The following is a 17,567-nucleotide window of genomic DNA, read 5'->3' on the forward strand; positions in this document are numbered from 1 at the left end:
TACTACCTAATCTGGGCTTATCGCAAGTTAATACGTCCTTCATCGCCTCTGACTGCCAAGGCATCCACCGTGTACGCTTAGTCACTTAACCATACAACCCGAAGGAGTTTCGAGTTGATGAACAAGTCACCAAAGTTGTCTACAATTTTTATACATGATGCAGACTCGATTTTGCCGGACTCAATTTTTCTTCTACCTTACTTTGAAAAAGTAAGACAAAAGCCAAGAACACTTGAATGTGTTTTATTGGTGTTTGTCTTAAAGACAAACATTGAGAACTTTACAATCAACAATAAATTGTTGATTTGTCAGCTTTCCAAATTGTTAAAGAGCTAATCACTTCTAATGAAGTAACCATTTTTAAAAACTCTCAATAGAGAATGTTTAAAGATGGTATCCCGTAGGGGAGTCGAACCCCTGTTACCGCCGTGAAAGGGCGGTGTCCTAGGCCTCTAGACGAACGGGACACTTTAGGTTGTTCTGTTATATAGGAACAATGTAGCTAATGGTGGAGCTAATCGGGATCGAACCGATGACCTCTTCGCTGCCAGCGAAGCGCTCTCCCAGCTGAGCTATAGCCCCACATAAAATCGCTTCAGCATTTTATGCAGAACCAATCTTTTGCTCTGAAATATTAAACCGTATCAATCTGTGTGGACACTCATCGTGAGTAATCATCGTATAAGGAGGTGATCCAGCGCCAGGTTCCCCTAGCGCTACCTTGTTACGACTTCACCCCAGTCATGAACCACAAAGTGGTAAGCGTCCTCCCGAAGGTTAAACTACCTACTTCTTTTGCAGCCCACTCCCATGGTGTGACGGGCGGTGTGTACAAGGCCCGGGAACGTATTCACCGTGGCATTCTGATCCACGATTACTAGCGATTCCGACTTCACGGAGTCGAGTTGCAGACTCCGATCCGGACTACGACGCACTTTTTGGGATTCGCTCACTCTCGCAAGTTGGCTGCCCTCTGTATGCGCCATTGTAGCACGTGTGTAGCCCTACTCGTAAGGGCCATGATGACTTGACGTCGTCCCCACCTTCCTCCGGTTTATCACCGGCAGTCTCCCTGGAGTTCCCGACATTACTCGCTGGCAAACAAGGATAAGGGTTGCGCTCGTTGCGGGACTTAACCCAACATTTCACAACACGAGCTGACGACAGCCATGCAGCACCTGTCTCAGAGTTCCCGAAGGCACCAATCCATCTCTGGAAAGTTCTCTGGATGTCAAGAGTAGGTAAGGTTCTTCGCGTTGCATCGAATTAAACCACATGCTCCACCGCTTGTGCGGGCCCCCGTCAATTCATTTGAGTTTTAATCTTGCGACCGTACTCCCCAGGCGGTCTACTTAACGCGTTAGCTCCGAAAGCCACGGCTCAAGGCCACAACCTCCAAGTAGACATCGTTTACGGCGTGGACTACCAGGGTATCTAATCCTGTTTGCTCCCCACGCTTTCGCATCTGAGTGTCAGTATCTGTCCAGGGGGCCGCCTTCGCCACCGGTATTCCTTCAGATCTCTACGCATTTCACCGCTACACCTGAAATTCTACCCCCCTCTACAGTACTCTAGTCTGCCAGTTTCAAATGCAATTCCGAGGTTGAGCCCCGGGCTTTCACATCTGACTTAACAAACCACCTGCATGCGCTTTACGCCCAGTAATTCCGATTAACGCTCGCACCCTCCGTATTACCGCGGCTGCTGGCACGGAGTTAGCCGGTGCTTCTTCTGTCGCTAACGTCAAATCCATACGCTATTAACGCATGAACCTTCCTCACGACTGAAAGTGCTTTACAACCCGAAGGCCTTCTTCACACACGCGGCATGGCTGCATCAGGCTTGCGCCCATTGTGCAATATTCCCCACTGCTGCCTCCCGTAGGAGTCTGGACCGTGTCTCAGTTCCAGTGTGGCTGATCATCCTCTCAGACCAGCTAGGGATCGTCGCCTTGGTGAGCCCTTACCTCACCAACTAGCTAATCCCACCTAGGCATATCCTGACGCGAGAGGCCCGAAGGTCCCCCTCTTTGGCCCGAAGGCATTATGCGGTATTAGCCATCGTTTCCAATGGTTATCCCCCACATCAGGGCAATTTCCTAGGCATTACTCACCCGTCCGCCGCTCGACGCCGTTATCGTTCCCCGAAGGTTCAGATAACTCGTTTCCGCTCGACTTGCATGTGTTAGGCCTGCCGCCAGCGTTCAATCTGAGCCATGATCAAACTCTTCAATTTAAAGTTTTTGATTCCCTAAATAAATAGGGAGAGGCTCAATGAATACTGACTTCAAAACTCATCCTTACTCGAAAGTAAGAAGTAATTTTAAAGCTATTACCATTCCAACAGAATGATAATGAATTGACTGTGCTGAATCTTTCGATTCAATGGTCACTTCGTTTCATTGAAACCTAATTTGAAACCGAAGTTTCTAATTGGATTATCATCAACGAGTGCCCACACAGATTGATAGGTCTATATTTTTAAAGAGCTTGCTTATCGAGAAACTTTTTCTCTCAAAGCGGAGGTGCATTCTAGCGAGATAATTGAGAGTGTCAAACACTTTTTTCAATTTATTTTCTCAGAAGCTTTTCACCTCTCCGACCCTGCTGAAGCCTTATCGCGTCTGCCGTGTCGGTGGATGCGCATTATAGGGAACTCAGATCCGTTCGCAACCCTTTTTTGAAAAAAAATGGAAAAAACTGACTGTTCGATGACTATTTCATCAAAAAAGCAAAAAAGAGGGTAAAAAACCCTCTTTTTCTGCCTCAAAAGCCGTATTTAAATGAATGCGTACGCGTCTGCGAACATACGTTCACTCTTTGCTTTCTTGTTCTGAGTGAACTGTTCACGTGCTGCACCAGCCATTTCGAAACGACCTGCTATATAGATATCGTAGTTTTCTAAGCTTTCAAAATCTTCACTGACAGCTTGTAGCACGTTTCCAACTTTACCTTGCCAATCTTCCGGCGCTTCCTCTACTACCGGAATGAAGTGAACGTTAGCAAACTTTTCAGCGATCTCGACCAACTCTTCTTTAGCGTAAAGCTGGCAGTTATCGCGAGCACCCCAGTATAGATAGATAGGGTTGGCTTTGTTCTGTGCAACACAGTGATCCAGAATCGAACGTACATAACTAAAGCCAGTACCGCCAGCAATCAATAATAGTGGGCGTTCGCTTTCTTCTTGAATCCAAGCATCACCATGAGGCGCATCAATCTCGATATGACCATCTGTTTCTAATGCCGCTTGCATTGCTTCAACGACTTCTAGTGCATAAGCGTTGTGTTCCGCCGCACCGATGTGCAGTTCAAGTTCACCTTCATGACGACAAGGGCTGCTTGCAATAGAGAAAGGACGCTTGTCTTTTTCACCCATCACAACCATTAGGTACTGACCTGCTTTAAAAGGTACAGGTGATTCTGGGTGAAGAAGGATTTGATAAGTATTACAAGCTAACGGCTGAATAGACTTTACTTTACATTGGATGGTCATGGTGTTCCTCTCGCTTACTCGTCAAAAGTAAGCACTAAATTACTTTCTGTATAGGCTTGGCAAGGGAATATCCAACCTTGCTGTTGCTCTTTTTCGGTTAGCATCGGTTCGAGGTGGTAACTCACCTCGCCCGTCAGCTTTTTACACATGCACATGGCGCAAGCGCCAACTTGGCAACGGTGGGGGAAGCGAATATTATTGTTGAGCGCGGCTTCCAACACCGTCTCCCCTTCTTTTACTTGGAACGTAATGTCCATCGGTAGAAGGTGGACTTGATGACTCATAGAATACCTAACTGGTCCCAAATCTCATCGACTTTAGCCACAAGTTTAGGATCTTTTTTGATAGGTGTTCCCCACTCGCGCGTGACTTCAGATTCGAACTTGTTGGTCGCATCCAACCCTAATTTGGATGAACTCTCATTCTTACCACGCACTTGGATGGTGTCTCTATCTGGGTCCATTCTAGTTGTCACAGCCCAAATAATGTCATTCCAATCTCGCGCATTGACGTCATCGTCGCACAAGATAATGAATTTGTTATCAGTGAACTGAGCAAAGAAGTCCCACAGGTACTCCATCAATGCTTGAGATTGACCTGCTTGGTCTTTCTTCATCGTAACGACAGCAAATTGGTTGTTTGCTGATGTCGGTAAATAGATATCGACAACCTCAGGACGTTGTTGTTTTAACGCATCCAAATCCGCTTCGGTAATCGCTTTATTGTCACGCTCGATAACCTCGGCTCTTGTCGCTAGTTCAGCATCCCATTTAATGGTCGTATCCAAGCCCATCTTGGAGCCAAGCCCCACCACTGGCGAAGCAAAGTCGAGCGAGTCGATTGGCGTGTTATCTATCATCAAGGTATCACGTACTGGGTCCATATGCTCTGACATGGCTTTCACGACATCATTCCAATCTCGTGCGTTTACCGATTCATCGCACACAATAACAAACTTGGTATACATGAATTGACGCAAGAAAGACCACACACCCATCATTACGCGCTTAGCATGACCTGGATACTGCTTCTTCATAGTCACTACTGCCATTCGGTACGAACAACCTTCAGGCGGTAGGTAGAAGTCTTCAATCTCTGGGAACTGCTTTTGCAGAATCGGCACAAACACTTCGTTTAATGCCACGCCCAATACAGCCGGTTCATCTGGTGGACGACCAGTGTAGGTACTGTGATAAATTGGGTCTTTACGCATAGTAATGTGCGTAATGGTAAACACGTGGTGCTTTTCTTTTTCGTTGTAGTAACCAGTGTGATCGCCGTAAGGACCTTCATCAGCAAACTCGTTCGGGTCGATATAGCCTTCCATCACGATTTCGGCGCTCGCTGGCACTTCCAACTCATTGCTGATTGACTTCACGACTTCTGTTTTGCTGCCACGCAGCAAACCTGCAAATGCGTATTCTGATAGCGTATCTGGCACTGGCGTTACTGCACCAAGAATGGTCGCAGGGTCTGCGCCAAACGCAACCGAAACCGGAAAAGGTTTACCTGGATTGGTTTCCATCCAATCACGTAAGTCGAGCGCACCACCACGATGGGCTAACCAGCGCATGATGATTTTGTTCTTGGCGATTTTCTGCTGGCGGTAAATACCTAGGTTCTGACGTTTTTTATTCGGACCTTTGGTCACGGTTAAGCCCCACGTAAGCAGTGGCGCAACGTCTTCTGCCCAGCAACTCATTACCGGGATGTTATCCAAGTCGACTTCATCACCTTGCCAAACAATGTCTTGGCACGGCGCTTTACGTAGACGCTTAGCTGGCATGTTCAACACTTGCTTGAACACTGGCAATTTTTCTAAAGCGTCTTTAAAGCCTTTTGGTGGTTCAGGTTCTTTTAAATAAGCCAGCAGCTTACCGACTTCTCTTAATTCTTTAACGTCTTCGCGTCCCATACCGATTGCGACACGCTCTGGCGTACCAAATAGGTTCGTCAAAACAGGTACGTCGTAGCCGATTGGGTTCTCAAACAACAGCGCAGGTCCACCAGCACGCAAGGTACGGTCGCTGATTTCTGTCATTTCGTAAGCGGGATCGACGGGGTGAGTGATGCGTTTAAGTCGACCTTTCTGTTCTAGGTGGTCGATAAATTCGCGTAAATCCTTAAAACTCATAGGCCTTCATGCTGGCTGATTAAACTGTCCGCAGTATATCAAATAGGAGGACGCTAAGATCCTCCTATTTTGTGTGGGTATGTGAGCTAGATAGCGACAAGAATCGTTACTTGAAGAGCAATGACTTCAACAACGGTTATTCCAAGAATTCCGCAATCTGTCGTGCTTTTACTTGGCGATTACTTGAAACAAGCTCTTCCAACCACGATTGATGCCCCTGTTTCGCTAGCTCTCTTGCCACTAATGTTGCTTCTTCTGAAAGCGCCATTTTAGCAATTAAAAACTGCTTTACGTCTGGAGAAAGTGGATTGGATCTCGTGAGTAGCTCTATCGCATAAGGTTTTAAGGTTGGATTGACAGTCGAGTTCATTAATTGTTGCAGCGAGAACCCATCTCCCACCTCTGATAATCTTGCCAATTCTGCTTGGCTATTGTAATCAGCGCGCATTCGCCACAGCAGGTCATAAACTTCCTCGTTCAGGCTAACCTGAGCCAAACGCACAACCACTGCTGTCGATGGTAGCCAACTGGTCACATTAGCCTGAGTTAACTGTCTAATCAGTGCTTCAAGTGCATCCGGCGATAAACTATCTAGCTCGCGGATAAGTAGCGCCTCTCGTGTTTGAACTTGCTGCGAAGTACCCGTTAGCCAGTCTTGGAGGTTTAACTCTTGGCGTTCCGCTTCTAAGACAAACTCCAATGTGCTTTGGTCCTGCTTCCAACGCTTGATAAGACGGTTGGCAATCGCAGGAAAGTTAAACGCTGGTACAGAGAATTCGTAACCATCACCACGTTCAAGCACTTGGTAAGTGGGCGTGATACTGATTTGGGATTCGACAAAGATGGCCATTCTTGGCGTGAGGATGATTTCTTGTTGCTCAAGTTTTTCGAGCAAAAGAAAACGGACGACTTCTTGTTGAGGGAAAGCAAGCCGGTTTAGGGCAAATTTAAGCGAGTCAACCTCGTCTCTGACGGCATAATCAAGCAGTTCAGATACTTTGGTCTGTATTTGGGTATCCTGAAGCCACTGCTCTACCACGGTTTCCTGCATTTCCTTGGCAGATAACGTTGCGGGTAGCGTAATAAGTGACAAGCTCAGGAGTAATGACGACAACATTCCTTGTTGCATGTTAACCTCCCGATAACATTTCCTTCATTCTGCTGCTTCTCTCGCGAGAAAGCAATAAAAAAGCCACCGATATACGGTGGCTCTTCGCAGAAACGTTTATCTGAGACTATTGACGACGCATTGCATCAAAGAACTCATCATTCGTCTTCGTCATCGCCAGTTTGTCGATAAGGAATTCCATTGCGTCGATTTCGCCCATTGGGTGAACAATCTTACGCAGAATCCACATCTTCTGAAGTTCTTCGTTCTTAGTTAGAAGCTCTTCACGACGAGTACCACTGCGGTTGAAGTCGATAGCTGGGAATACACGTTTTTCCGCAATCTTACGGTTTAGGTGAATTTCCATGTTACCTGTACCTTTAAACTCTTCGTAGATTACTTCGTCCATCTTAGAACCAGTATCAACAAGAGCCGTAGCAAGGATAGTTAGGCTGCCGCCTTCTTCTACGTTACGAGCCGCACCAAAGAAACGTTTTGGACGGTGCAATGCGTTTGCATCCACACCACCTGTTAGTACCTTACCTGATGAAGGCACTACGGTGTTGTATGCACGAGCTAGACGAGTGATAGAGTCAAGCAGGATAACCACGTCTTTCTTATGTTCAACAAGACGTTTTGCTTTCTCAATTACCATCTCTGCTACTTGTACGTGACGAGATGCTGGCTCATCAAACGTAGAAGCAACAACTTCACCTTTAACTAGACGCTGCATTTCTGTTACTTCTTCTGGACGCTCGTCGATTAGAAGTACCATCAACTCACACTCAGGGTGGTTGTATGCGATGCTTTGAGCGATGTTTTGCAAAAGCATTGTCTTACCCGCTTTAGGCGGAGCAACAATCAAACCACGTTGACCTTTACCGATTGGCGATGCCAAATCTAGTACACGTGCAGTAATGTCTTCTGTAGAACCGTTACCGCGCTCCATAACCATACGCTCATTAGCGTGTAGAGGCGTTAAGTTCTCAAATAGAATCTTGTTACGAGCGTTGTCTGGTTTGTCGTCGTTAACCGTATTAACTTTTAGCAGAGCAAAGTAGCGTTCACCGTCTTTTGGTGGACGAATTTTACCAGCGATTGAATCACCAGTACGTAGGTTAAAACGACGAATTTGACTTGGCGAAACGTAGATATCATCAGGGCCAGCAAGGTATGAGCTGTCTGCGCTACGTAGGAAACCAAAGCCGTCTTGCAGAATCTCCAGAACCCCATCGCCAAAGATGTCTTCGCCGCCTTTCGCGTGCGCTTTAAGAATAGCGAAGATGATGTCTTGTTTTCTTAGACGAGCTAGGTTCTCAAGACCTAGGCTTTCGCCAAGTTTTACAAGGTCAGACACTGGTCTGTTCTTCAGTTCAGTAAGATTCATGGTGGTGGATGCTTGTTTAGTCAAAATAAGATCTATTTTCTAGTTAAGATGGATTTGGTCTCAGGATCGACCAAGAAGAGAAATTTGTTCAATTAACGCGCGATAAGTTAGCACTAATTAATATTCTAGTCCAGAGTTAGAAAAACAAAACCGCGCATTATCACTTTGCACGGTTTTGTTCTGAATCACTTGGTGATTATAGGTTTGCGTCCAAAAACTCTTTTAATTGAGTCTTAGACAGTGCACCAACTTTCGTTGCCGCCACGTTACCGTCTTTAAATAACAGTAGCGTTGGAATGCCGCGAATACCAAACTTAGGTGGTGTTCCTGCGTTATGGTCAATATTTAGTTTACCGATAGTGAGTTTGCCTTCGTACTCTTCTGCAATTTCGTCCAGAATCGGAGCAATCATCTTACAAGGACCACACCATTCTGCCCAGAAATCAACAAGAACCGGGCCTGCAGCGTTGATTACATCGTTTTCAAAACCGTCATCAGTAAGCTGCAAAATCTTATCACTCATCTTCCACTCCAATGTGTTTTTTGAAACTGGTTGGATGATAACCAGTAATTAGATGCCCTATTGGAATGTATTTACTTTCGTATTGCAAGCTTTAGCTGATATTCTATAGCTATGAAAAAGACGCATATCACAGAGCAAAAGTTCGCCGATTTGGGATTAAATCCACAAATTACTGAAGGTTTAGAGAAAAAAGGGTTCGAATTTTGTACCCCAATTCAAGCCTTGGCGTTGCCGGTACTGCTCACCGGCCAAGACATTGCAGGCCAGGCCCAAACGGGTACTGGTAAGACGCTTGCGTTTCTTACTGCTACTTTTAACCACCTATTGACTACACCTGAGCACGAAGGTCGTCAGCCAACTCAACCGCGCGCAATCATTATGGCGCCAACGCGTGAGCTGGCAATTCAGATCTACAACGATGCTGAACCATTGATTGCCAGCACAGGTCTTAAAGCGGCTCTAGCTTACGGCGGTGAAAGCTACGATAAGCAACTGTCGAAGCTTCAGGACGGTGTCGATATCCTGATCGGTACCACTGGTCGTATTATCGATTTTTACAAACAGCGCGTATTCAACCTAAACAACATTCAAGCCGTTGTTTTAGATGAAGCCGACCGTATGTTTGACCTTGGCTTTATTAAAGATATTCGTTTCTTGTTCCGCCGTATGCCAGAACCAAAAGAGCGTTTGAACATGCTGTTCTCAGCAACGCTTTCTTACCGTGTACAAGAGCTGGCTTTCGAACACATGCACAACCCAGAGCATGTTGTAGTTGAACCAGAGCAAAAAACCGGTCACCGCATCCAAGAAGAGCTTTTCTACCCTTCGAATGAAGACAAGATGGCACTGCTTCAAACTCTTATTGAAGAAGAGTGGCCAGACCGTGCGATCGTTTTTGCTAACACCAAACATAAATGTGAATCGATTTGGGGTCACCTAGCAGCAGATGGTCACCGTGTTGGCCTACTGACTGGCGATGTACCACAGAAGAAGCGTGAAAGAATTCTTGAGCAATTCACTCGCGGTGAAGTTGACCTATTAGTAGCAACCGACGTTGCAGCGCGTGGTCTACACATCCCTCAAGTAACGCACGTGTTCAACTTCGACCTGCCAGATGACTGTGAAGATTACGTTCACCGTATCGGTCGTACTGGTCGTGCTGGTGCAAGTGGTCACTCAATCAGCTTCGCTTGTGAAGATTACGCAATCAACTTACCGCCTATCGAAGAGTACATTGAGCACGCAATTCCTGTTTCAGATTACGATGCATCAGCTCTGATCCAAGATCTGCCTGCACCACTTCGTATGCGCGCGCCACGCACTCAGCAACGTCGCACCAATACAGGCGGCACTCGCTCTGGTAACCGCAAGCCACAAGGACGTCGTCCTCGTCAGCCGCGTCAATCAGCGCCAAAACAATCATAAAAGGAAACTGAAGTCGTTTATGAGTCAAGCAGGATCATCACCGCTATACGCAGCCATCGACCTCGGGTCGAACAGTTTTCATATGCTCGTTGTGCGTCATATCGATGGCAGCGTTCAAACCATGGCTAAAATTAAGCGCAAAGTTCGTCTCGCGGCGGGCTTGGATGAACGTAATTCTCTTAGTACGGAAGCTATGCAGCGAGGATGGGACTGCTTAAGTCTATTTGCAGAACGCTTGCAGGATATTCCTAAACAGAACATCCGCATTGTCGGTACCGCAACTTTGCGCACCGCAACCAATGTGGATGTTTTTCTAGAGAAGGCAAACCAAATTTTAGGTCAGCCTATCGAAGTTATCTCGGGTGAAGAAGAAGCAGCCACTATATATAAAGGTGTTGCTCATACTTCAGGAGGTAGCGGTCGCCGCCTTGTGGTCGATATTGGCGGTGCAAGTACCGAACTGATTATCGGTGAGGGCTTCGAAGCGAAAGCGCTAACTAGCCTTAAAATGGGTTGTGTAACATGGTTGGAAAGCTTCTTTAAAGACCGCCAGTTGAACGCACGTAACTTTGACGCCGCAATTGAAGGTGCGAAGCAAACCCTGATGCCAATCTTAGAGCAGTACACCGACTTAGGTTGGGATGTGTGCGTGGGTGCATCGGGTACGGTTCAGGCACTGCAAGAGATAATGTTAGCGCAAGGTATGGACGAAGTGATTACTCACTCCAAACTTAAGCGGCTACAAAAGCAGGCGATGCTTGCTGATCACTTGGAAGAGCTCGATATTGAAGGCCTTACCCTAGAGCGTGCTTTGGTATTCCCAAGTGGCTTATCCATTTTGATTGCGATCTTTGAGCTACTAGAAATCGATGCCATGACACTGGCTGGCGGCGCACTACGTGAAGGCTTGGTGTACGAGATGGTTGACGAGCTTCGTCAAAACGACATCCGTGCGCGCACCATTTGCAGTGTACAAAACCGTTACCAACTGGATTGCCAATACGGTGAGCAAGTTGCAAACCTTGCTAGTAAATTGCTTGAGCAAGTTGGCGGTGAAGCATGGGTTGCAGAACCTCAAGGCAAAGTACTGTTAGAAACCACAGCCAAGCTGCACGAAATCGGTCTGACTATCGATTTCAAAAAAGGCGGTGAGCACAGCGCTTACCTGCTGCAGCATTTGGATTTACCTGGTTACACGCGCGCGCAGAAGTTCTTTATCGGTGAAATTGCTCGCCGTTACCGTGAACAACTCACCTCCCTGCCGGAGCAACATGCCCTTTCAGGTACCAGTGGTAAACGCGTACTGCGTCTATTGCGCCTCGCGGTTCTACTTAGCCATCGTCGTAATCCAGATCTAGAGCCATGTGTGTCTCTCACTGCGGAAGGCGACAATCTGACGCTAAGTATTGATGCGAAGTGGTTAGAGGCAAACCCACTGACTGCGGCTGAGTTAGAAATTGAATCCAACCGTCAGACAGACATTGGCTGGCCATTAAGTATCGTGACTTGTTAAATCTCACGATAACTTATTGCTTGATTAAAGGTCCCTATTGGGACCTTTTTTATTGCTCGTTTTGACCTTGGTACAGCTTAGGGAGCTCTTGGACACCTATGATCTAATTACTCCCCACGCTGTACAAAACGCTCTAAACCCCAGTAAACAGACACAAAAAAGCCGCTTGATTTGAGCAAGCGGCTTTTGGGGTTCCCACTGATATTAAGACTGAACGCTTGTCGTCACCTTAAAGTCAGGGTTCACCGCAGTCAGCTTCTTAATCAGGTAATTCAGTAGTACGCCGTACATCGGAACGAACAAACCAAGACTGATAATCAGTTTGAATCCGTAATCCACCAGCGCGATTTCCGTCCAATGCTCCGCCATAAAAGGATCTGGACTTTGGTAGAAGGCAATCGCGAAGAAAGCGATGGTATCAAGTGCATTACCGAAAAGTGTTGAACACGTAGGTGCCACCCACCACTGTTTCATTTGGCGTAGGCGGTTGAACACGTGCACATCCATGATCTGGCCAAGTAGGTACGCCATGAAGCTAGCAATCGCGATACGAGCAACAAATAAGTTGAACTCACCTAGATGAGCAAAGCCTTGGAACTGACCTTCGAAGAACACCACCGATAGGAAGTAAGAGACAGCCAGGGCAGGCAACATCACTAAGAATATGATCTTTCTTGCCATTTTCGCACCGAAAATACGCACGGTTAAATCCGTTGCTAGAAAGATAAATGGGAAGGTAAATGCGCCCCAAGTGGTATGGAAGCCAAAGATAGTAAACGGTAGCTGAACTAGGTAATTGCTAGATGCAATAATGACTAGATGGAATAGAACCAGATAGATAAGGGCGTTGCGCTGCTGCGCAGGGGTAAAGTTACTCATGCGATACCTTTTTAGTTTGGTTTGGGGGTGAGGGAACCCAAATCGAGTCACTGAATTAAGTGGCTCTTACCAACAATGTAAAATGAAAAATAAACTGGCTTGGCTCATTCCGAGCGAAGCGGTGGGCGATTATACATTAACCACTTTTCGCCGCAAGTCGTCTGTCTTACGCAAACGTTTGAGCATAAAAAAGGGTGTTTCATGTGAAACACCCTTCCAAGAAAAATTCTATTTTTAGAATCCGCGTTGGAACAATCCTGCGAGATAATCCAACTCTTCCCTGCTCTCTTCAATCGCTAAAGCTTCAAACCAAATCGCTTCACTATAATGCTCTGCTTTCATAAACAGTCGGCAACCTTCAAAGTCGATCAGCCAAGAGTGGATATCCGCATCCCACTGCTTTTCCACCACAGTAGCGGAAAGCAGCCCAATTAAACGCTCACCTAAAGCAGGAAAACTATCGAGGTCAAAGCTCGGCGCGGTAATGATTAAGCGCCCTTCTTGTGCCATGTAGTCCGCTAAGCCAAATTCCTTTTGCATCTTGGTTCCTTATCCGTGGTGAGTAATGTGTTCTTGAATCAAATCAAGGAATGGATCGGCGTACTTCTCCAACTTGCGCTGACCAACACCGCTGACTGCCAGCATTTCGCCATAAGAGGTTGGCAAGATCTCCGCCATATCAATCAGAGTCGCGTCACTGAAGACTACGTATGGTGGTAAACCATCTTCATCAGCAATCGACTTACGCAGCTTACGTAACTTAGCAAATAGCTTCTTATCGTAGTTCTTGCTGGTTAGTTTATCCGACCTCGCCGCACGTGCTGCGGTGTCTAAACGTGGAACCGCTAACTCCAGAGTCACATCGCCACGCAGCAGTGGACGCGCCTCTTCGGTTAATTGCAGCGTTGAGTTACGCGTGATGTTTTGGAACAGCAATCCTTTGTGGATTAACTGACGGAAGATACTCACCCAGTAATCGTGGCTATGATCACGCCCTATCGCGTAAGTAGAAATCTTATCGTGGCCATTTTCACGTACACGAATGTTTTGCATACCACGTAGTACTTCCACCACGTAGCCCATACCAAAGCTTTGGTTGACTCGGTAGACACAAGACAACGCCTTACGCGCTTCTTCTGTGGCATCAAAGTGTTTTGGTGGGTCTAAGCAGATATCACAGTTGCCACATGGCTTCTCGCGGTACTCACCAAAGTAATTCAATAGCACCTGACGACGACAGGTTTGCGCCTCAGCAAAGGCACTCATCGCATTCAGCTTATGAGTTTCTACCTGCTTCTGTGGACCGTCGTCTTTCTCATCCAACATACGACGCAGCCAACTGATGTCCGCTGGGTCATACAACATCATGGCTTCCGCAGGCAGACCATCACGTCCCGCACGACCGGTTTCCTGATAGTAGGATTCGATGTTTCGTGGGATATCAAAGTGAACCACAAAGCGCACGTTGGGTTTGTTGATGCCCATACCGAATGCCACGGTCGCCACCACGATTTGGATGTCATCGCGTTGGAAAGCTTCTTGAACGTAAGCGCGCTCGTCCGCATCCATACCGGCATGATAACCAGCAGCACGAATGTGGTTGTTGCACAGCTTCTCGGTCACCATCTCAACTTTCTTACGGCTACCACAATAGATAATGCCGCAATTACCCTTCTGGGTCTCAAGATAACGAACGATTTGCGAAACCGGCTTGTGCTTCTCAACTAAGTTGTAGCGAATGTTAGGACGGTCGAAGCTGCCTAGATAAATCTCTGGATTATTCAGTTGCAGGCGCTCAAGAATATCTCGACGCGTTGCGTCATCCGCAGTCGCCGTAAGCGCCATAAATGGCACATGGGAAAACTGCTGCTTGAGCTGGCCAAGTGCGGCGTATTCTGGGCGGAAATCGTGTCCCCATTGGGAAATACAGTGCGCTTCATCGACGGCAATCATCGATAGCGGCAAGTTTTCCAAGCGCTCAATGAAATCGCGCATCAATACGCGTTCTGGCGAGACGTAAACCAACTTAAGATGGCCTGTGTGCATGCGGTTATACACGCTAAGCAGCTCCTCGCGAGCCATAGTCGAGTTAATACACTCAGCGGCTACGCCGTTGGCTTTCAACTGATCAACTTGGTCTTTCATCAACGAAATAAGCGGAGAAATCACCAAAGTAATACCAGAGCGAACCAAAGCAGGAATTTGATAACACAGCGACTTACCGCCACCAGTAGGTAGGATAACTAAGCTGTCGCGACCTTCTACCGCTGCATCAATCACCAGTTGCTGACCATCTCGGAACTCTTGGTAACCAAACACATCCTCCAACACACGTTGAGGCGTCAAAGGCAAATCAGATTGTTCGGCTAGCAAAGTCGAGGTCATGAAAAATCTCAGATTGGGTCTTTAAAAGAGGTGCTTATGCATGCCACTAGCACGCAAAGTGAGGGCACATTGTAATGGGGTTTCATGGTGAATAAAACCGCAAATTGTTAGGTGATTCAGCTCACGACTCGTATACTGATTTTCTGCTCTATAAAAACTCAATTAGGTGACATCCCATGACACCAGAAGAACAACAACGCGCACGGCAAGGCGTCCTGCTTGCAGTTGGTGCGTACACCATGTGGGGCATCGCACCCATTTACTTCAAATCGATTGCTGAAGTCTCACCACTTGAGATCTTAAGCCACCGAGTGTTTTGGTCTTTCTTTTTGCTAGCCGCACTCCTCCACTTTGGTCGCCAATGGCGCTCGGTTCGAGACATCATTAAAAATAAAACCAAAATGATGTATTTAGTTTCCACCGCCATTTTGGTCGGGGCTAACTGGCTGATCTTCATCTGGGCGGTCACCTCAAATCATATGCTCGATGCCAGTCTCGGCTATTACATCAACCCGTTAATCAATGTGTTACTCGGGATGGTGTTTCTAGGAGAGAGGTTACGTAAGCTGCAATGGTTCGCAGTCGCGCTGGCGGCTTGTGGTGTATTAGTGCAACTGATCGTGTTTGGCTCTGTCCCTGTGGTTGCTATCGCACTCGCAATGAGCTTTGGTTTTTACGGCTTACTGCGTAAGAAAGTCAGTGTGGAAGCACAAACGGGTTTATTCATTGAAACTCTCCTCATGTTACCTGCGGCAAGTATCTTTCTGTTTTTTATTGCCAGCACCCCGACCTCGAACATGTTTGAAAACCCATGGCAACTAAATACTTTACTGATCGCCGCAGGCGTGATCACTACCTTGCCATTACTGTGTTTTACCGGAGCAGCAACACGATTAAAACTCTCAACTCTGGGCTTTTTCCAATACATCGGCCCAAGTTTAATGTTCTTACTTGCGGTGCTTATATACGGTGAACCATTCACCAGCGATAAAGCGATCACTTTCGCCTTCATTTGGGGCGCCCTGGTGATGTTCAGCGTTGATGGTCTGCGTAATAACCGCAAGTCACGCAAAGCGGCTCGTGCTGCCTGATCGTTTTTTACAAGACATTTCAGAAATTGATGGATAAGCTTGGTCATAATGTGACCAAGCTTTTTTTTATTTAATGGAACATATTCAGTACTACGCAACCGACCATGACAACTTGAGCCTGATAGAGGCGAAATACCAGAAATTTGCTTTTCAAAGGCATTACCATCTGGATTTTCACCTCGGTCTGATCACGCATGGCGCGCAGAAGTTCCAATACCAAGGCAACAGCCATCAGGTTGGTCACGGGCAAATTGTGATTATGCCGCCAGATGAGCTGCACGACGGGCAATCTAAACTCGAAAGTGGCTATGAAGTAAATGTATTTGCGATCGAACCTCACCTATTGAGCGATCTGGCTGATCTTAAGAAAAACGGTCAAATAATAAACTTCAACGAACTGATCATCTCGGATCCACAGGTATTTTCACAACTTAGTAACTTACATGGACTACTTCGTCGTGAAAACATCAGCCAACTCACCAAAGATTGCCTTCCTTTTGAAGGATTTAACCAGCTTTTTGATCGCTACGGATCGCTTGAGCGACAAAAAGTGGTACCACTAGGAAAACAATCACTCGGTACGTTAAAAGATTACCTGATGGCGAACCTTGGCCAAGCGGTGCGTTTGGATTCGCTATCAGATCTGTGCCAACTGAGCCCGACTCAGTTCCAGCGCCACTTTAAAGCACAAACTGGCATGACACCTTATGCATGGTTCGCACGCCTACGCCTCGAACAAGGCATGAAGTTACTGCAAGCTGGTCAATGTGGTACCGACGTCGCCCATCAAATCGGTTTCTACGACCAAGCGCATTTCAGCAAAGCGTTTAAGCAGACCTACGGTGTTTCCCCTTCTCAAGTGACTCGTTAATTTCATTTACCGAGAAAACTGTCAGTTTTTTACAAGCGCAGCAGGTGGCTTGCCACGACAATAGCCGCATTGGTTATATTTGAGATGTGTTATGAATGAATCCACCATATTGCTGACACTCGCCAGCATTCACTTTATTGCCCTAATGAGTCCAGGTCCGGACTTTGCGCTGGTCGTACAAAACGCGACGCGTCATGGTCGTCAAACTGGCTTGTACATTGCGTTGGGATTGTCTGTCGGTATTTTGTTGCACTCTTTGTTCAGCCTGACAGGCGTGAGCTATATCGTCCACCAGCATCCAGTGTTGTATTCCGTGGTACAACTGCTCGGCGGTAGTTACCTGCTCTATTTAGGTATTGGTGCATTGCGCGCGGTGATCTCGATGATCAAAAACCCACTGGCGGATCAACCTAAGAAACAAAACAACTTGGTGATCAGTAACAAGCGTCAGGCATTTGCCAAAGGGTTTGCGACCAACATTCTTAACCCGAAAGCCTTGGTATTCTTTATCAGTTTGATGTCGAGCTTAGTCCCTGTGGGCATGTCGGTTACTGGCAAAGGCATTGCTTTGGTGATTCTGTTTGGCTTGTCGCTATTCTGGTTCTCTAGCCTTGCATGGATGCTGTCGACGCAGCGCTTACAACGTAAATTGCAACAAGCAGGCATCTACATCGACGGTCTGTGTGGGGTGGTATTTACTCTCGTGGGCAGCAGTATTTTGTTCCAAACCATCAGCACTTTCATTGGATAACATACTGA

General features: G+C 46.8%; 14 protein-coding genes, 2 tRNA genes and 2 rRNA genes. 5 read left to right on the forward strand and 13 right to left on the reverse strand.

Annotated elements, in window-relative coordinates; translation table 11 throughout:
* The 10 genes from ACTS60_RS09870 to trxA all read right to left on the reverse strand — a co-directional run.
* A 23S ribosomal RNA gene (locus ACTS60_RS09870) occupies positions 1–91 on the reverse strand; the annotation flags it as partial.
* A gap of 300 nt (positions 92–391) precedes the next feature.
* A tRNA-Glu gene (locus tag ACTS60_RS09875) sits at positions 392–467 on the reverse strand.
* 39 nt (positions 468–506) lie between these two features.
* Positions 507–582, reverse strand: a tRNA-Ala gene (locus ACTS60_RS09880).
* 100 nt (positions 583–682) lie between these two features.
* Positions 683–2,235: ribosomal RNA gene (locus ACTS60_RS09885) — 16S ribosomal RNA — on the reverse strand.
* Between the two features lie 543 nt (positions 2,236–2,778).
* Positions 2,779–3,492: an NAD(P)H-flavin reductase gene (gene fre / locus ACTS60_RS09890; RefSeq protein ID WP_440888089.1), complete on the reverse strand. Its 714-nt coding sequence runs from the start codon at positions 3,490–3,492 to the stop codon at positions 2,779–2,781.
* A gap of 14 nt (positions 3,493–3,506) precedes the next feature.
* The gene (locus ACTS60_RS09895; RefSeq protein ID WP_440888090.1) at positions 3,507–3,776 is read right to left on the reverse strand and encodes a 2Fe-2S iron-sulfur cluster-binding protein; all 270 of its coding nucleotides are present in this window, start codon (positions 3,774–3,776) and stop codon (positions 3,507–3,509) included.
* Positions 3,773–5,626 carry a 4-hydroxy-3-polyprenylbenzoate decarboxylase gene (gene ubiD / locus ACTS60_RS09900; protein ID WP_440888091.1) on the reverse strand — a complete coding sequence of 618 codons (1,854 nt, stop codon included), beginning with the start codon at positions 5,624–5,626 and terminating at the stop codon, positions 3,773–3,775. The genes ACTS60_RS09895 and ubiD overlap by 4 nt, the downstream gene beginning before the upstream one ends.
* Positions 5,627–5,762: 136 nt before the next feature.
* Positions 5,763–6,755, reverse strand: a complete 993-nt coding sequence (locus ACTS60_RS09905; RefSeq protein WP_440888092.1) for a hypothetical protein — start codon at positions 6,753–6,755, stop codon at positions 5,763–5,765.
* 106 nt (positions 6,756–6,861) lie between these two features.
* Complete coding sequence (rho, locus tag ACTS60_RS09910) at positions 6,862–8,121, reverse strand: transcription termination factor Rho (RefSeq protein WP_005440042.1); 1,260 nt, start codon at positions 8,119–8,121, stop codon at positions 6,862–6,864.
* A gap of 196 nt (positions 8,122–8,317) precedes the next feature.
* The gene (trxA, locus tag ACTS60_RS09915; protein WP_005458583.1) at positions 8,318–8,644 is read right to left on the reverse strand and encodes a thioredoxin TrxA; all 327 of its coding nucleotides are present in this window, start codon (positions 8,642–8,644) and stop codon (positions 8,318–8,320) included.
* A gap of 111 nt (positions 8,645–8,755) precedes the next feature.
* Between trxA and rhlB the strand changes: the two genes are divergently transcribed.
* Together rhlB and gppA are read left to right on the forward strand one after the other, a co-directional pair.
* On the forward strand, positions 8,756–10,069 hold the full coding sequence (rhlB, locus tag ACTS60_RS09920) for an ATP-dependent RNA helicase RhlB (RefSeq protein ID WP_440888093.1): 1,314 nt from the start codon (positions 8,756–8,758) through the stop codon (positions 10,067–10,069).
* 19 nt (positions 10,070–10,088) lie between these two features.
* Positions 10,089–11,582 (forward strand): guanosine-5'-triphosphate,3'-diphosphate diphosphatase, encoded by a 1,494-nt coding sequence (gene gppA, locus ACTS60_RS09925; protein WP_440888094.1) that lies wholly within the window; start codon positions 10,089–10,091, stop codon positions 11,580–11,582.
* Between the two features lie 204 nt (positions 11,583–11,786).
* Here gppA and ACTS60_RS09930 read toward each other — a convergent pair whose 3' ends face one another.
* The 3 genes from ACTS60_RS09930 to recQ all read right to left on the reverse strand — a co-directional run bounded on the left by ACTS60_RS09930 (position 11,787) and on the right by recQ (position 14,846).
* Positions 11,787–12,461: a 7-cyano-7-deazaguanine/7-aminomethyl-7-deazaguanine transporter gene (locus ACTS60_RS09930; protein WP_045403353.1), complete on the reverse strand. Its 675-nt coding sequence runs from the start codon at positions 12,459–12,461 to the stop codon at positions 11,787–11,789.
* A gap of 234 nt (positions 12,462–12,695) precedes the next feature.
* A complete protein-coding gene (locus ACTS60_RS09935; protein ID WP_409396810.1) occupies positions 12,696–13,001 on the reverse strand; it encodes a DUF3630 family protein in 306 nt (101 codons plus the stop codon).
* A gap of 9 nt (positions 13,002–13,010) precedes the next feature.
* Positions 13,011–14,846, reverse strand: a complete 1,836-nt coding sequence (gene recQ, locus ACTS60_RS09940; RefSeq protein WP_440888095.1) for an ATP-dependent DNA helicase RecQ — start codon at positions 14,844–14,846, stop codon at positions 13,011–13,013.
* Between the two features lie 176 nt (positions 14,847–15,022).
* On the opposite strand from recQ, the gene rarD reads away from it, so the two are divergent.
* The 3 genes from rarD to ACTS60_RS09955 all read left to right on the forward strand — a co-directional run bounded on the left by rarD (position 15,023) and on the right by ACTS60_RS09955 (position 17,559).
* On the forward strand, positions 15,023–15,937 hold the full coding sequence (gene rarD / locus ACTS60_RS09945; RefSeq protein ID WP_440888096.1) for an EamA family transporter RarD: 915 nt from the start codon (positions 15,023–15,025) through the stop codon (positions 15,935–15,937).
* 73 nt (positions 15,938–16,010) lie between these two features.
* Positions 16,011–16,808, forward strand: a complete 798-nt coding sequence (locus ACTS60_RS09950; protein WP_440888097.1) for an AraC family ligand binding domain-containing protein — start codon at positions 16,011–16,013, stop codon at positions 16,806–16,808.
* A 91-nt stretch (positions 16,809–16,899) separates the two neighbouring features.
* Complete coding sequence (locus ACTS60_RS09955; protein ID WP_440888098.1) at positions 16,900–17,559, forward strand: LysE family translocator; 660 nt, start codon at positions 16,900–16,902, stop codon at positions 17,557–17,559.
* Positions 17,560–17,567 lie beyond the last annotated feature (8 nt).

The sequence above is a fragment of the Vibrio sp. WZ-1 genome (assembly GCF_052037695.1).
Taxonomy (GTDB): Bacteria; Pseudomonadota; Gammaproteobacteria; order Enterobacterales; family Vibrionaceae; genus Vibrio.

What these genes read in the sequence shown, in the direction of transcription:
- fre (WP_440888089.1), bottom strand. Translation starts at nt 3,492, where the DNA reads ATGACCATCCAATGTAAAGTAAAGTCTATTCAGCCGTTAGCTTGTAAT.
- ACTS60_RS09895 (WP_440888090.1), bottom strand. Translation starts at nt 3,776, where the DNA reads ATGAGTCATCAAGTCCACCTTCTACCGATGGACATTACGTTCCAAGTA.
- ubiD (WP_440888091.1), bottom strand. Translation starts at nt 5,626, where the DNA reads ATGAGTTTTAAGGATTTACGCGAATTTATCGACCACCTAGAACAGAAA.
- ACTS60_RS09905 (WP_440888092.1), bottom strand. Translation starts at nt 6,755, where the DNA reads ATGCAACAAGGAATGTTGTCGTCATTACTCCTGAGCTTGTCACTTATT.
- rho (WP_005440042.1), bottom strand. Translation starts at nt 8,121, where the DNA reads ATGAATCTTACTGAACTGAAGAACAGACCAGTGTCTGACCTTGTAAAA.
- trxA (WP_005458583.1), bottom strand. Translation starts at nt 8,644, where the DNA reads ATGAGTGATAAGATTTTGCAGCTTACTGATGACGGTTTTGAAAACGAT.
- rhlB (WP_440888093.1), top strand. Translation starts at nt 8,756, where the DNA reads ATGAAAAAGACGCATATCACAGAGCAAAAGTTCGCCGATTTGGGATTA.
- gppA (WP_440888094.1), top strand. Translation starts at nt 10,089, where the DNA reads ATGAGTCAAGCAGGATCATCACCGCTATACGCAGCCATCGACCTCGGG.
- ACTS60_RS09930 (WP_045403353.1), bottom strand. Translation starts at nt 12,461, where the DNA reads ATGAGTAACTTTACCCCTGCGCAGCAGCGCAACGCCCTTATCTATCTG.
- ACTS60_RS09935 (WP_409396810.1), bottom strand. Translation starts at nt 13,001, where the DNA reads ATGCAAAAGGAATTTGGCTTAGCGGACTACATGGCACAAGAAGGGCGC.
- recQ (WP_440888095.1), bottom strand. Translation starts at nt 14,846, where the DNA reads ATGACCTCGACTTTGCTAGCCGAACAATCTGATTTGCCTTTGACGCCT.
- rarD (WP_440888096.1), top strand. Translation starts at nt 15,023, where the DNA reads ATGACACCAGAAGAACAACAACGCGCACGGCAAGGCGTCCTGCTTGCA.
- ACTS60_RS09950 (WP_440888097.1), top strand. Translation starts at nt 16,011, where the DNA reads ATGGAACATATTCAGTACTACGCAACCGACCATGACAACTTGAGCCTG.
- ACTS60_RS09955 (WP_440888098.1), top strand. Translation starts at nt 16,900, where the DNA reads ATGAATGAATCCACCATATTGCTGACACTCGCCAGCATTCACTTTATT.